This window comes from Pararoseomonas sp. SCSIO 73927 (genome assembly GCF_037040815.1).
Taxonomy (GTDB): domain Bacteria; phylum Pseudomonadota; class Alphaproteobacteria; order Acetobacterales; family Acetobacteraceae; genus Roseomonas.
Map to the genome: position 1 here is coordinate 3013460 of NZ_CP146232.1, position 14221 is coordinate 3027680.

Genomic DNA, 14221 nt, shown 5'->3' on the forward strand with positions numbered 1-14221 from the left:
ACACAGACATGCCCGACGACGCAGCCCTTCCCAGCAACGACGCCCTGCCGAACCACCAGCCCGATCCGCGCGACCCGCAATGGTACCGGGACGCGGTGATCTACCAGCTGCACGTGAAGTCCTTCTTCGACTCCAACGACGATGGCGTCGGCGATTTCGCCGGACTGATCGCGAAGCTGGACTACATCGCGGAGCTGGGCGTGGACACGCTTTGGCTGCTGCCCTTCTACCCCAGCCCGCGGCGCGACGACGGCTACGACATTGCCGAGTACACGGGCGTTCACTCCGACTACGGATCCGTCGAGGACGCCAGGCGCTTCCTGGACGAGGCGCATCGGCGCGGGCTGCGCGTGATCACGGAGCTGGTGATCAACCACACCAGCGACCAGCACCCCTGGTTCCAGGCCGCCCGCAACGCGCCGAAGGGCTCGCCGGAGCGGAACTTTTACGTCTGGTCCGATACGGACGAGATCTACCAGGGCACGCGCATCATCTTCCTGGACACCGAGAAGTCCAACTGGACCTGGGACCCGGTGGCCGGCCAGTACTTCTGGCACCGCTTCTTCTCCCACCAGCCGGACCTGAACTTCGACAATCCGGAGGTGGTGGACCGGGTGCTCGGCGTGATGCGCTTCTGGCTGGATGCCGGCGTGGACGGGCTGCGGCTGGACGCCGTGCCCTACCTGATCGAGCGCGACGGCACCAACAACGAGAACCTGTCCGAGACGCACGACGTCCTGAAGCTCATCCGCGGCGAGCTGGAGCGCGGCTATGCCGGCGCCGGTAAGATGCTGCTGGCTGAGGCCAACATGTGGCCGGAGGACACGCAGCAGTATTTCGGCGAGGGCGACGAGTGCCACATGGCCTTCCACTTCCCGCTGATGCCGCGCATGTACATGGCGATCGCGCAGGAGGATCGCTTCCCGATCACCGATATCCTGCGCCAGACCCCGGACATCCCGGAGGGCTGCCAGTGGGCGATCTTCCTGCGGAACCATGACGAGCTGACGCTGGAGATGGTGACCGACAAGGAGCGGGACTACCTCTGGAACACCTATGCCGCCGACAAGCGCGCGCGCATCAACCTCGGCATCCGCCGCCGCCTAGCGCCCCTGCTGGAGCGCGACCGCCGCCGGGTGGAGCTGATGAACGGGCTGCTGATGTCCATGCCCGGCACGCCCGTGATCTACTACGGCGACGAGATCGGCATGGGCGACAACATCTATCTCGGCGACCGCGACGGCGTTCGCACGCCAATGCAGTGGTCGCCGGACCGCAACGGCGGCTTCAGCAAGGCCGATCCCGCCGGGCTGGTTCTGCCGGCCATCCAGGACCCGCTCTATGGCTTCCAGGCCGTGAACGTGGAGGCGCAGGCGCGCGACGCGCACTCGCTGCTGAACTGGACCCGGCGGATGCTGGCCACGCGCAAGCGCAGCCAGGCTTTCGGGCGCGGCACGATGCGCCTGCTCTACCCCGGCAACCGCAAGGTGCTGGCCTATCTGCGCGAGAACGGCGACGAGGCCATCCTCTGCGTCTTCAACCTCTCCCGCTCCGCCCAGGCGGTGGAGCTGGACCTGTCCGACATGGCCGGGCGCGTGCCGGTCGAGATGCTGGGCGGCACGGCTTTTCCGGCGATCGGGCAACTAACCTATCTGCTGACGCTTCCGCCCTACGGGTTCTATTGGTTCGTCCTCGCAACCGAGCAGGCGCTGCCGCCCTGGCATGTGAAGGCACCCGAACCCTTGCCCGACCTCCGCACCATCGTCTTCCCGACCAATGCCACCGCCTTCGGGGCCGCGCAGCGCGGCGAGTTGGAGCGGGAGGTGCTGCCGGCCTGGCTGCCCAAGCGCCGCTGGTTCGCCGCCAAGGACGAGCGGCTGGAGGGAGTCTCCCTCCGCGCCATCGCGCCCATTCCCGGCGGGCAGTACACGCTGCTGGCCGAGGTGGAGGTGACGCTGCCCGGCCGGACCGAGCGCTACTGCATGCCGCTGGCCGCCATGGGCGAGGATGAGAGCACGGGGCCGCTGGCCCATCAGCTCGCCGTCTCCCGCGTACGGCAGGGGCGGCAGGTGGGCTATCTGACCGATGCCTTCGCCTCCGACCACTTTGTCCACCGCGTGCTGAAGGCCCTGCGCGAGGGCGCGGTGGCCGAGACCGAGGACGGGCCCGTGGTCTTCATGGGCGGGGACCGCATGGCCGCGCTGGAGCTCGGCGACGAGCCCGCGGTCCGGCGCCTGCCGGGCGAGCAGTCCAACTCCTCCATCATCGTGGGGGAGGAGGTGGTGCTGAAGATCCTCCGCAAGCTCGTGCAGGGCATTCACCCGGAAGCGGAGATGACGCGCTACCTGACCGATGCGGGCTACACCAACATCGCGCCCCTGCGCGGCGAGGTGGTGCGCAACGGGAAGGACGGCGTGCCCGTCACGCTGATGCTGCTGCAGGGCTTCGTCCGCAACCAGGGCGATGGCTGGGGCTGGACGCTGGACTGGCTGGCCCGCGCTGCCGACCAGACCAACCCGGACCAGGACGCGCTGGCGGGCTACCTGTCCTTCATCGCCGCCCTCGGCAAGCGGCTGGGCGAGCTGCACGCCGTGCTGGCGCGGCCGAGCGACGACCCTGCCTTCTCCCCGGAGGTGGCGGGCGAGGCGTCGCGCACCGCCTGGGCGGAGGGTGCGATCGCGCAGCTCGACCCGGCGCTGGACCTGCTCGAAAAGGCGGCGCTGGAAGGCGAGGAGAAGGCCCTGGCCGACAGCCTCCTCTCCCGGCGTGAGGCGCTGCGCGACGCGGCGCGGAAGCTGGCGCAATCCGCCGACGGCGCGCTGATGACGCGCGTACACGGCGATTTCCACCTCGGCCAGGTGCTGGTGGCGCAGGGCGACGCGGTGATCGTGGACTTCGAGGGCGAGCCGGCGCGCACGCTGGAGGAGCGCCGCGCCAAGGGCAGCCCGCTGCGCGACGTGGCCGGGCTTCTCCGCAGCCTGGACTACGCCTCGGCGGCCGCTGCTGGCGCGCTCAGCACCGCACCCGCCGAGCGGCGCGATGCGCTGCTGGCGCGCTTCCGCGAGGAGGCGGGCGCGGCCTTCATGGCCGCCTACCGCGCGGCCGAGGAGGAGTCGCCCCGGCAATGGGCGCCGGAGGGCACGCGCGACGCGCTGCTCGACCTGTTCCTGCTGGAGAAGGCCGCCTACGAGCTGCGCTACGAGGCGTCCAACCGCCCGGCCTGGCTCCCCATCCCGCTGCGCGGCCTCGCCGCGCTGGCCGACCGACTGGTGAGCCCATGAACGACGCCTTCCACGCCATCACCGAGGGGCGCCACGGCGACCCCTTCGCCGTGCTGGGCCGCCACGGCGGCACAGTGAGGACCTTCCAGCCCGGCGCCCTCTCGGTGGAGGCGGTGCCGGAGGGCGGCGCGCCCGTCGCGCTGGGCAGGGTGCACGAGAACGGGCTGTTCGAGGGCGAGGTGCCGGGCGGCCGCTACACGCTCCGCGTCGCCTGGCCCGGGGGCGTGCAGGAAACGGAGGACCCCTACTCCTTCGGCCCGCTGCTCGGGGAAATGGACATCTACCTCTTCGCCGAGGGGCGGCACCGCGAGATGGGTCAGGTCTTCGGCGCCCATGTCGTGACCGTGGACGGCGTGCCCGGCGTGCGCTTCGCCGTCTGGGCGCCGAACGCGCAGCGCGTCTCGGTGGTGGGCGACTTCAACTCCTGGGACGGCCGGCGCCACCCGATGCGGCTGCGCGGCGGCACGGGGGTTTGGGAGGTCTTCGTCCCGCGCCTCACCCCCGGCGAGCGCTACAAGTACGAGATCCGCGGCGCGCATGGCGGCGTGCTGCCGCTGAAGGCCGATCCCGTCGCGGCGCAGGGCGAGCTGGCGCCGGCCACGGGTTCCGTGGTGGCCGATCCCACGCCCTTCGACTGGGGCGACGCGGCCTGGATGGAGGCGCGGGGCGCGCGGCAGGCGCCGGACGCGCCGGTCTCCATCTACGAGGTGCACCCCACCTCCTGGTGGCGGGCCGAGGACGGGCAGGCGCCGGACTGGGACGGGCTGGCGTCGCGGCTGATCCCCTACGTCAAGGGTATGGGCTTCACGCATGTGGAGCTGCTGCCGATCATGGAGCACCCCTTCGGCGGCTCCTGGGGCTACCAGCCGCTCGGGCTCTTCGCGCCCACCGCGCGCTTCGGCACGCCGGAAGGCTTCTCGCGCTTCGTGGATTGCTGCCACGCGGCTGGGATCGGCGTGATCCTGGACTGGGTGCCCGCGCACTTCCCGTCCGACCCGCACGGGCTCGGGCAGTTCGACGGGACGGCGCTCTACGAGCACGCCGACCCGCGTGAGGGGTTCCACAAGGACTGGAACACCCTGATCTACAATTTCGGCCGCAACGAGGTGCGCGGCTTCCTCATCGCCTCCGCCATGCACTGGCTGGAGCACTTCCACGTCGACGGGCTGCGCGTGGATGCCGTGGCCTCCATGCTCTACCGCGACTACTCCCGCAACGCCGGGGAGTGGATCCCCAACCGCTACGGCGGGCGGGAGAACCTGGAGGCGGTGGACTTCATCAAGGAGCTGAACGAGACGGTCCGCGCCCGCTGCCCCGGCGCGATCATGGTGGCGGAGGAGAGCACGGCCTGGCCCGGCGTCTCCGCCCCCGTCTCGGAAGGTGGCCTGGGCTTCCATTACAAGTGGAACATGGGCTGGATGCACGACAGCCTGCACTACATGCAGGAGGATCCGGTCAACCGGCGCTGGCACCACGGCCAGATGACCTTCGGCCTCGTCTACGCCTTCTCCGAGCGCTTCATGCTGCCGCTCTCCCACGACGAGGTGGTGCACGGAAAGGGATCGCTTCTGGGCAAGATGCCCGGCGACGACTGGCAGAAGCGCGCCAACCTGCGCGCCTATTTCGGGTTCATGTGGACGCACCCCGGCAAGAAGCTGCTCTTCATGGGCGGCGAGCTGGCGCAGCCGACGGAGTGGAACCACGACTCCCAGCTGCCCTGGCACCTGCTGGACGACCCGCGCCACCGCGGCGTGCAGGCCCTGGTGCGGGACCTGAACCGCGCCTATGCCGAGCTGCCCGCGCTGCACCGCCGCGACACCGACCCCGCCGGCTTCGCCTGGGTGATCGGGGATGATGTTGGCAACAGCGTCTACGCCTTCCTGCGCTTCGCGGAGGGCGCGCCGCCCGCGCTGGTGGTCTGCAATCTCACCCCCGTGCCGCGCCAGGGCTACCGGATCGGCGTGCCCCAGGGCGGCTGGTGGCGGGAGGTGCTGAACACGGATGCCGGCGGCTACGGCGGCTCCAACCTCGGCAACGGGGGCGGGGTGGACGCGGAAGGGGAGCCCGCCCACGGGCATCCGGCATCCCTGGTCTTGACCCTGCCGCCCCTCTCCACCCTCATCCTCTCGCCATAGGAGAGAGAACGGAGAGCCGATGCCCGATACCCCCGACCGCCTGGAGACCGGAAAGCCCTACCCGCTGGGGGCCAACTGGGATGGGTTGGGGGTGAACTTCGCCGTCTTCTCCGCGCATGCCGAACGGATCGAGCTCGTCGTCTTCAACGCCAACGGGCGGCGGGAGGTGGCGCGCTACGACCTGCCGGAATGCACGGACGAGGTGTGGCACGGCTACCTGCCGGAGGCCGGGCCGGGCACCGTCTACGGCTACCGTGCCCACGGCCCCTACGAGCCCAACCGCGGCCACCGCTTCAACCCGACGAAGCTTCTGCTGGACCCCTACGCCAAGCAGATCACCGGCGGGATCACCTGGTCGGACGCGCTGTTCGGCTACCGCGTCGGCGGCCCGCGCGGCGACCTGACGATCGACCGCCGCGACAGCGCCGCTGCCATGCCCAAGGGCGTGGTGGTGGATGACCGCGCCTTCGAGTGGGGCAGGGACCGCCCGCTGGAGAACCCCTGGCCCACCACCGTCATCTACGAGGCCCACCTGAAGGGGCTGACGATGCTGAAGGAGGAGGTGCCCGGCCCGGTGCGCGGCACCTTCCAGGCGCTGGGCCACCCTTCCGTCATCGAGCACCTGGTGAAGCTCGGCGTAACGGCGGTGGAACTGCTGCCCGTGCACGCCTTCCTGCAGGACCGCTTCCTGGTGGAGAAGGGGCTGACGAACTACTGGGGTTACTCCACCCTCTCCTTCTTCGCGCCGGAGCCCGCCTATCTCGCGACGGGGCAGCTGAACGAGCTGCGCGCCGCCGTGCGCCGCCTGCACGAGGCCGGGATCGAGGTGATCCTGGACGTGGTCTATAACCACACCTGCGAGGGATCGGAGATGGGGCCGACCCTCTCCTGGCGCGGCCTCGACAACGCCTCCTACTACCGTCTGCTGCCGGATAACCCACGTCATTGCATCAACGACACCGGCACCGGCAATACGGTGAACATGTCGCATCCGCGGGTGGTCCAGATGGTGATGGACAGCCTGCGCTACTGGGTCGAGGGCTTCCACGTGGACGGCTTCCGCTTCGACCTGGGCAGCGTGCTGGGGCGCGAGTACGGCGGCTTCGATCCCGGCGCGGGCTTCTTCGACGCGCTGCGCCAGGACCCCGTCCTCTCCCGCGTGAAGCTGATCTCGGAGCCCTGGGACATCGGGCCGGGCGGCTACCAGCTGGGCAACCACCCGCCGGGCTTCGCCGAGTGGAACGACAAGTTCCGCGACGGCGTGCGCCGGTTTTGGAAGGGGGACGAGGGCGTTCGCCCGGACCTCGCCGCGCGCCTGACGGGCTCCGCCGAGCTGTTCGACCGCCGCAAGCGCCGCCCCTGGGCCAGCGTGAACTACGCGGCATCCCATGACGGCTTCACGCTGCACGACGTCGTCTCCTACGAGCACCGGCACAACAAGGCCAACGGCGAGGACAACCGCGACGGCCACGGCGAGAACCACAGCCGCAACTGGGGCGTGGAGGGAGAGACCACCGACGCCGAGATCAACGAGACCCGCGCCCGGTTGAAGCGCGCCCTGCTGGCCACCGTCCTCTTCTCCGCCGGCACGCCGATGCTCCTGGCGGGCGACGAGATGAACCGTACCCAGGGCGGCAACAACAACGCCTACTGCCAGGACAACGAGACCTCCTGGGTGGACTGGAAGCGCGCGGCGGAGAGTTCCGCCCAGTCCCTCATTCGCTACACCGCCCGCCTCATCCGCCTGCGCCACCGGCTGCTGCCGCTGCGGCCGCCGCGCTTTCCGCACGGCCAGTCGCAACCCATGCCCGGCTTGGCCGATACGGAGTGGTTCGGACAGGACGGTCAGCCCATGACGCCCGAGGCCTGGCGGGATCCCATCGCCAAGACCTTCGCCATGCTGCGCGCCGACATCGAGCCGACGGGGGGAGTGGAGACGGTGCTGCTGATGATGAACGCGGACAGCGCCGACCAGCCCTTCGCCCTGCCGCCCTCGGTGCAGAACCCGACGATGGTGCTGGACAGCGCGGACCCGGAGGCGGAGGAGCGCATGCTGGAGGAGGACGAGACGGTGGTCACGGTCTGCGGGCGATCTGTGGTGCTCCTCTGGAGCCGGCTGGACCCGGCATGACCAACCTCTGGGGGCCGGTGATCCATCAGGCCGGCGCGACCTTCCGCATCTGGGCGCCTTCCAGCGAAGCCGTCTCGCTGGAGGTGGAGGGCGCGGCCCCGATCCCGATGACGGCCGCGGGCGGGGGTTGGTTCACCGCCGACGCGCCGGCCCGCCCTGGCGCGACCTATTCGTTCCGCACCTCGCCCGACCTGGTGGTGCCCGATCCCGCCGCGCGCGCCGCGGGGCCGGGCGGCGTGCACGGCCCCTCCGTTCTGGTGGACCACGCGGCCTATCCCTGGAAGGACGGCGCCTGGCGCGGCCGCCCCTGGCACGAGACGGTCCTCTACGAGCTGCATGCCGGCGCCTGCGGCGGCTACAGCGGCGTGAAGGCGCTGCTGCCGCGCCTGAAGGAACTCGGCGTCACGGCGGTGGAGCTGATGCCGCTGGCCGCTTTCCCCGGTGGCCGCAACTGGGGCTATGACGGGGTCCAGCCCTTCGCCCCGGATTCCTCCTACGGCACCCCGGACGAGTTGAAATCACTGGTGGAGGAGGCGCACGCGCTCGGCCTCTCCGTCTTCGTCGATTGCGTCTTCAATCATTTCGGGCCGGACGGCGCCTACATCCACGCCTACGCCAAGCCCTTCTTCGACGAGGGCATCCACACGCCCTGGGGCGCGGCGATCGATTTCAAGAAGCCCGAGGTGCGCGCCTTCTTCGAGGAGTGCGCGATCATGTGGCTGCGCGATTACCATATGGACGGGCTGCGGCTGGACGCGGTGCACGCCATCGCCGACCAGCCCTGGCTTGACGTGCTGGCCCGCCGCATCCGGAGCGAGATCACGGGGCGGGAAGTCCATCTCGTGCTCGAGAACGAGGGCAACACCGCTTCCAAGCTCACCGTCGGTCTCTACGACGCGCAGTGGAACGACGACGGGCACAACGTGCTGCACCCGCTGCTGACAGGCGAGCGCGAGGGCTACTACGAGGACTTCGCGGAGGACGGTGCGAAGAAGCTGGCCCGCGTGCTGGGGGAGGGGTTCCTCTTCCAGGGTGAAGAGATGCCGCATCTCGGCCGCCCGCGCGGCGAGCCGTCGGCGCATCTTCCGCCCACCGCCTTCGTGCTATTCCTGCAGAACCACGATCAGGTCGGCAACCGCGCGATGGGCGAGCGGCTCTCGGCGCTCGCCGACCCGGCCGCGCTGCGCGCCGCGGCGGCGCTGCTGCTTCTCAGCCCGCAGGTACCGATGCTGTTCATGGGCGAGGAGTGGGGCGCCACCGCGCCCTTCCTCTTCTTCACGGGATTCGAGGATCCGAAGCTCGCCGAGGCGGTGAAGGAGGGACGGCGCAAGGAGTTCGCCCACTTCAAGGCCTTCCAGGACGAGGCCGCCCGCGCCCGCATCCCCGACCCGAACGACCCGAGGACCTTCGACGCCTCCCGCCCCGACTTCGACGAGGCCGCGCGCCCGCCGCACGACGCCGTGCTGGCGCACCACAAGGCCCTGCTGGCCCTGCGCCACGCCGAGATCATCCCCCGCCTGAAGGGCGCCATGGCGGAGGGCGCGGAGGCGATCGGCCCCGCCGCGGTGCTGGCCCGCTGGCGCATGGGCGACGGCGCGCGCCTGACGATCGCGACGAATTTCGGCGCCGACCCGGTGACCGCCAAGGCTTCCGGCGGGCGCATGCTCTTCGAGGGCAACCCGGGCGACGCCGCCGCGCTTTCCGGCGGCACGCTAACTCCCCGTACGACCATCGCCCTGCTGGACCCTTCCTGACCATGAGCGCAGACGACCTCCGCGACCTCGCCCGGGAAGCCGGTATCGCCGCGCAGTGGCGTGACGTGCACGGGAAGGACCATGAGGTCGGTCCGGAGGCGATGCGCGCCATCCTCGCCGCGCTGGAGCTGCCCGCCGACAGCGCATCGGCCATTCGCGAGAGCCGCGGGAAGCTGGCGGCGGAGCGGCGCGGCCTGCCGCCGCTCTGCACCGCCCTCCAGGACCGCCCGATCCTGCTCGGGCTGCCTGGGGAGCCGGAGTTCCACCTGACCCTGGAGAGCGGCGAGGTGCGCCAGGGCCGCGCCTGGCAGCAGGACGGGCTCCTCACCCTGCCGGCGGTGTATGAGACCGGCTACCACCGCCTGCGCGTCGGCGAGCACGAGACGACCCTCGCCGTCTGCCCTCAGCGCTGCCACGGCATCACGCCCGGCACGCGGCCCTGGGGCCTGGCCGCGCAGCTCTACTCTCCGCGGCGCCGCGGCGATGGCGGGATCGGCGACTTCACCGGCCTCGCGCAGCTCGCCACCTCCGCCGCGCGGCACGGGGCGGACGCCATCGCCATCTCGCCCGTCCACGCGCAGTTCTCCGCCGATCCCGAGCGCTTCTCGCCCTACGCGCCCTCCTCGCGCCTGTTCCTGAACGTGCTGCACGCCGACCCCGCGGCGCTGGGCGAGGAAGCCCTGCGCGCGGCGCTGGCGGAGACGCGGCTGGCGGAGGAGTTCGCCCGGCTAGAGGCGCTCGATCTGGTCGACTGGCCCGCCGCCACCCGCCTTCGCCTCGCCCTGTTCCGCGCGATGTTCGACCGCTTCCCCGGCGACCCCGCCTTCGACCGCTTTCGCGCGGAGGGCGGCGAGGCGCTGGAGAGCCACGCGCGCTTCGAGGCGCTGCACGCGCACCTGTACGGCGGCGACCCCGCGCTGTGGCACTGGAAGGACTGGCCTTCGGAGTACGCCAGGCCGGATGCGCCCGGCGTCACGCGCTTCGCGGAGGAGCACGCGCGGGAGGTGACCTTCCACGCCTTCCTGCAATGGATCGCCGATCGCGGCCTCGGGGACGCGCAGGCAGCGTTCAAGTCGGCGGGCGCGGGGATCGGGCTGATCGCCGATCTCGCCGTGGGCACGGATGGCGGCGGCAGCCACGGCTGGTCGCGCCAGGGGCAGATCCTGCAGGGCGTGAACGTGGGCGCGCCGCCCGACATCTTCTCTCCCCTCGGCCAGTCCTGGGGCATCGCCGCCTTCTCACCGAGGGGCCTGCGCGACAACGGCTACGCCGCCTTCCTGGAAATGCTGCGCGCGGCCATGCGCCACGCCGGCGGCGTGCGGATCGACCACGTGATGGGCCTCGCCCGCCTCTGGCTCGTGCCGAACGGGCAGGCCGCGACGGAGGGCGCCTATCTGCACTTCCCCGTGGACGACATGCTGCGCCTCGTCGCGCTGGAATCGCAGCGCCACAACGCGATCGTGGTGGGCGAGGACCTCGGCACGCTGCCGGAGGGTTTCCGCGAGCGGCTGGACAGCACCGGGCTGATGGGCCTGCGCGTGCTCTACTTCGAGCAGCGCGAGGACAAGACCTTCGTCCCGCCCTCCCACTGGTCGCCCGGTGCGGTCGCCGTCACCACCACGCACGACCTGCCCACCGTTGCCGGCTGGTGGAAGGGCAGGGACATCGCGTGGCGCGCGAGGCTCGGCCTGTTCGGCGAGGGCAAGGACGGCAGCGAGCAGCGCCAGGAGCGCCTGCTGGACCGCGCCCGCCTCTGGCAGGCTATGCGGGAGAATGGCACGGCGGAGGGCGACATGCCCGACGCCGACGAGGGCGGGAAGGTCGCAACCGTCGCCGCCCGTCAGGTCGCCTCCGCCGCCTGTGCCCTGGCCCTGCTGCCGCTGGAGGACGCCCTGGCGCTGGAGGAGGCGCCGAACCTGCCCGGCACCACCGGCGCCCATCCCAACTGGCGCCGCCGCCTGCCCGGCGAGGCCGCGACGATGCTGGACCAGCCCGAGACCGCCGCCCGCCTGAACGCCTTCGCGAAAGCCCGCTGATGACCGCCCCGACGACGCCGCGCGCCACCGCGCGCCTGCAGTTCCACAAGGACTTCCCGATCGACGCGGCGGTGCCCCTGGTGCCGTACTTCGCAAGGCTGGGGATCAGCCATCTCTACGCCTCGCCCCTGCTGAAGGCGCGGCCCGGCTCCACCCACGGCTACGACATCGTGGACCCCGACCGGATCAACCCGGAGCTGGGCGGGGAGGAGGCGCTTGAGCGGCTGGTGGCCGCGCTGCGCGCCCACGACATGGGGCTGATCCTGGACATCGTGCCCAACCACATGGGCGTCGGCGGCGCCGACAACGGCTGGTGGCTGGACGTGCTGGAATGGGGCCCGAAGTCGCCCTACGCCAAGTTCTTCGACATCGACTGGAACCCGCCCGACCCCGCGCTGAACGACCGGATGCTCGCGCCCTTCCTCGGCGCGCCCTACGGCACCGTGCTGGAATCCGGCGATCTCGCGCTGCACTTCGAGCCGGAGAGCGGCAAGATCTACGCCGAGTACTTCGAGCACCGCTTCCCGCTCGCCCCGCGCAGCTACGCGGAGCTACTCTCCGCCACCGATGAGCCGCAGCTCGCCGGCCTCGCCCAGGTCTTCCGCGCCCTGGCGGTGGAGGGTGAGCCGGAGGCGATCCGCGCCGCCGCCGGCCTCGCGCTCGACATGCTGCGCCACCACGCCGAGACGCCGGAGGGCCGCGCGCAGATCGACGCGGTGATCGCGGCTTACGACCCCAAGGACGAGGCCGGCCGCGCCCGCCTGCACGCGCTGCTGGAGGCGCAGAACTACCGCCTGGCCTGGTGGCGCGCGGCGACGGACGAGATCAACTGGCGCCGCTTCTTCGACGTCACCTCCCTCGGCGGGCTGCAGCAGGAGCGGCCGCAGGTCTTCGAGGCGACGCACCGGCTGATCCTGAAGCTCTACGCCGACGGCATGATCGACGGCGTGCGCGTGGACCACGTGGACGGCATGGCCGACCCGCGCGGCTACTGCCGCAAGCTGCGCCGCCGGCTGGAGGCGCTGACGCCGCGCCGCCCGGCGGCGGCGCCGAAGGGCCACCCGCTGCTGCTGATCGAGAAGATCCTCGCCCCGCACGAAAAGCTGCGGCTGGACTGGATGGTGGACGGCACCACCGGCTACAACTTCATGGACGAGGTCTCGGGCGTGCTGCACGACCCGGCCGGGGGCGAGCCGCTCGCCGCCACCTGGTACGCCATGACCGGCCGCTCCGCCGATTTCGGCGAGGAGGCGCGCGAGGCCCGGCGCCAGATCCTGCGCTACAATCTGGCATCCGAACTCAACACCACCACCGTCGCGCTGCGCCGCATCGCCATGCGCGACCTCGCCACGCGCGACTTCACGCTCACCGGCATTCGCCGCGCGCTGACGGAGGTTCTCGTCCACTTCCCCGCCTACCGCTCCTATCTCGGCCTCGCCGGGCGCAGCGAGGCGGATCGGCGCCTGCTGGACTGGGCCATCGCCGGTGCCCGCCGCACGATCCGGGAGACGGACCGCCCCCTGCTGGACCTGCTGGATTCCTGGCTCGGCGGCGATCCGCCGCGCGCGCTGCCCCATGGCCAGCGGCGGGAGCGGCAGCGTGCCGCCATCCGCTTTCAGCAGCTCTCCGCCCCCGTCGCCGCGAAGTCGGTGGAGGACACCTCCTTCTACCGCTACGGCCGCCTGATCTCCCGCAACGAGGTGGGTTCCGAGCCCTCCCACTTCGCGGAGACTCCGGCCGCCTTCCACTCGGATTGCCGGGACCGCGCTAGGTTCTTCCCAAACGAGATGCTGGCCACCGCGACCCACGACACGAAGCGCGGCGAGGACACGCGCGCGCGCCTCGCCGTGATCTCCGAGATGCCGGAGGAATGGGCGGCCACCCTCACGCGCTGGACCCGGCTGAACGCGGTGCTGAGGAAGGAGGTGGACGGCGAGCCCGCGCCGGACGCCACCGACGAGATCATGCTCTACCAGTCGCTCATCGGCGCCTGGCCGTTGGACCTCGACCCGGCCGATGACGAGGGGCTGGAGGCACTGGTGAAGCGCCTCGCCGCCTGGCAGGAGAAGGCGCTGCGCGAGGGCAAGCGCCGCTCCGAATGGGCCGTGCCGAACGAGCCCTACGAGGCGGCCTGCCGCGACTTCCTCACCGCGATGCTGGGGAAGGACCGCCCCTCCCGCCTGCGTGAGGAGGTGGCGGCGCTGGTGGGCCGCCTCGCCCCGGCCGGCGCCTCCAACAGCCTGGCGCAGACCCTCATCCGCTGCACCTCCCCCGGCATCCCCGACCTCTACCAGGGCACGGAGTTCTGGGACTTCTCCCTCGTGGACCCGGACAACCGCCGCCCCGTGGACTTCCCGGCACGGGAGGCGGCGCTGGAGGCCGGGGAGGCCCCCGCCGCCCTGCTGCCGCACTGGAAGGACGGGCGGGTGAAGGCCGCCACCATCGCCCGCGCCCTGTCCCTTCGCGCCCGCCGGCCGGAGCTTTTCGCGAAGGGCGAGTACATCCCGGTGGAGGCGGAGGGGGAGAGGGCGGCGCACGTCCTCGCCTTCGCCCGCCGCCACGGCGACGCCGCCAGCCTCACCGTCGTCACCCGCCTGCCCGCGCGGCTGCTGGGGGAGGACGGCCTGCCGCTGGTGCCCGCTGAGGCCTGGGGCGACACCGCGCTGCGCCTGCCGCCCGCCCTGGCCGGGCTTCCCTGGCGCGACGCGCTGGGGGAGGAGGCGGTCCCGGCCAGGGAGGCCCTGCCCCTGCGCGAACTCCTCGCGGCCTTGCCGGTGGCCCTTCTGGAATCCGCCCCCATTTAGCCCGTGTGATGCCAAAGCGCCGCGCCGGCGCTAGGATGGCGACCCATCGCGCGGGACATCGTCTTGACCGCAGCCGCTGC

6 protein-coding genes are annotated in these 14221 nt (G+C 71.5%); all 6 read left to right on the forward strand.

All coding sequences use genetic code 11. From position 1 onward, the window contains the following. Positions 1-8 precede the first annotated feature (8 nt). From treS to treY, 6 genes are read left to right on the forward strand one after another with little or no spacing between them, the layout of a single operon-like run. Positions 9-3281 (forward strand): maltose alpha-D-glucosyltransferase, encoded by a 3273-nt coding sequence (treS, locus tag VQH23_RS14030; protein ID WP_338661356.1) that lies wholly within the window; start codon positions 9-11, stop codon positions 3279-3281. After that, positions 3278-5416, forward strand: coding sequence for a 1,4-alpha-glucan branching protein GlgB (gene glgB, locus VQH23_RS14035; protein WP_338661357.1), 2139 nt, complete (start codon positions 3278-3280; stop codon positions 5414-5416). The genes treS and glgB overlap by 4 nt, the downstream gene beginning before the upstream one ends. Before the next feature lie 19 nt (positions 5417-5435). Beyond that, positions 5436-7547 (forward strand): glycogen debranching protein GlgX, encoded by a 2112-nt coding sequence (gene glgX / locus VQH23_RS14040; protein WP_338661358.1) that lies wholly within the window; start codon positions 5436-5438, stop codon positions 7545-7547. Continuing rightward, complete coding sequence (treZ, locus tag VQH23_RS14045; RefSeq protein ID WP_338661359.1) at positions 7544-9301, forward strand: malto-oligosyltrehalose trehalohydrolase; 1758 nt, start codon at positions 7544-7546, stop codon at positions 9299-9301. The genes glgX and treZ overlap by 4 nt, the downstream gene beginning before the upstream one ends. Before the next feature lie 2 nt (positions 9302-9303). After that, a complete protein-coding gene (gene malQ, locus VQH23_RS14050) occupies positions 9304-11337 on the forward strand; it encodes a 4-alpha-glucanotransferase (RefSeq protein ID WP_338661360.1) in 2034 nt (677 codons plus the stop codon). Next, complete coding sequence (gene treY, locus VQH23_RS14055; protein ID WP_338661361.1) at positions 11337-14141, forward strand: malto-oligosyltrehalose synthase; 2805 nt, start codon at positions 11337-11339, stop codon at positions 14139-14141. The genes malQ and treY overlap by 1 nt, the downstream gene beginning before the upstream one ends. The last annotated feature ends 80 nt before the right edge of the window (positions 14142-14221 follow it).

Excerpts from the sequence above, each read along its gene's own strand:
- treS (WP_338661356.1), top strand. The coding sequence starts at position 9 with ATGCCCGACGACGCAGCCCTTCCCAGCAACGACGCCCTGCCGAACCAC.
- glgB (WP_338661357.1), top strand. The coding sequence starts at position 3,278 with ATGAACGACGCCTTCCACGCCATCACCGAGGGGCGCCACGGCGACCCC.
- glgX (WP_338661358.1), top strand. The coding sequence starts at position 5,436 with ATGCCCGATACCCCCGACCGCCTGGAGACCGGAAAGCCCTACCCGCTG.
- treZ (WP_338661359.1), top strand. The coding sequence starts at position 7,544 with ATGACCAACCTCTGGGGGCCGGTGATCCATCAGGCCGGCGCGACCTTC.
- malQ (WP_338661360.1), top strand. The coding sequence starts at position 9,304 with ATGAGCGCAGACGACCTCCGCGACCTCGCCCGGGAAGCCGGTATCGCC.
- treY (WP_338661361.1), top strand. The coding sequence starts at position 11,337 with ATGACCGCCCCGACGACGCCGCGCGCCACCGCGCGCCTGCAGTTCCAC.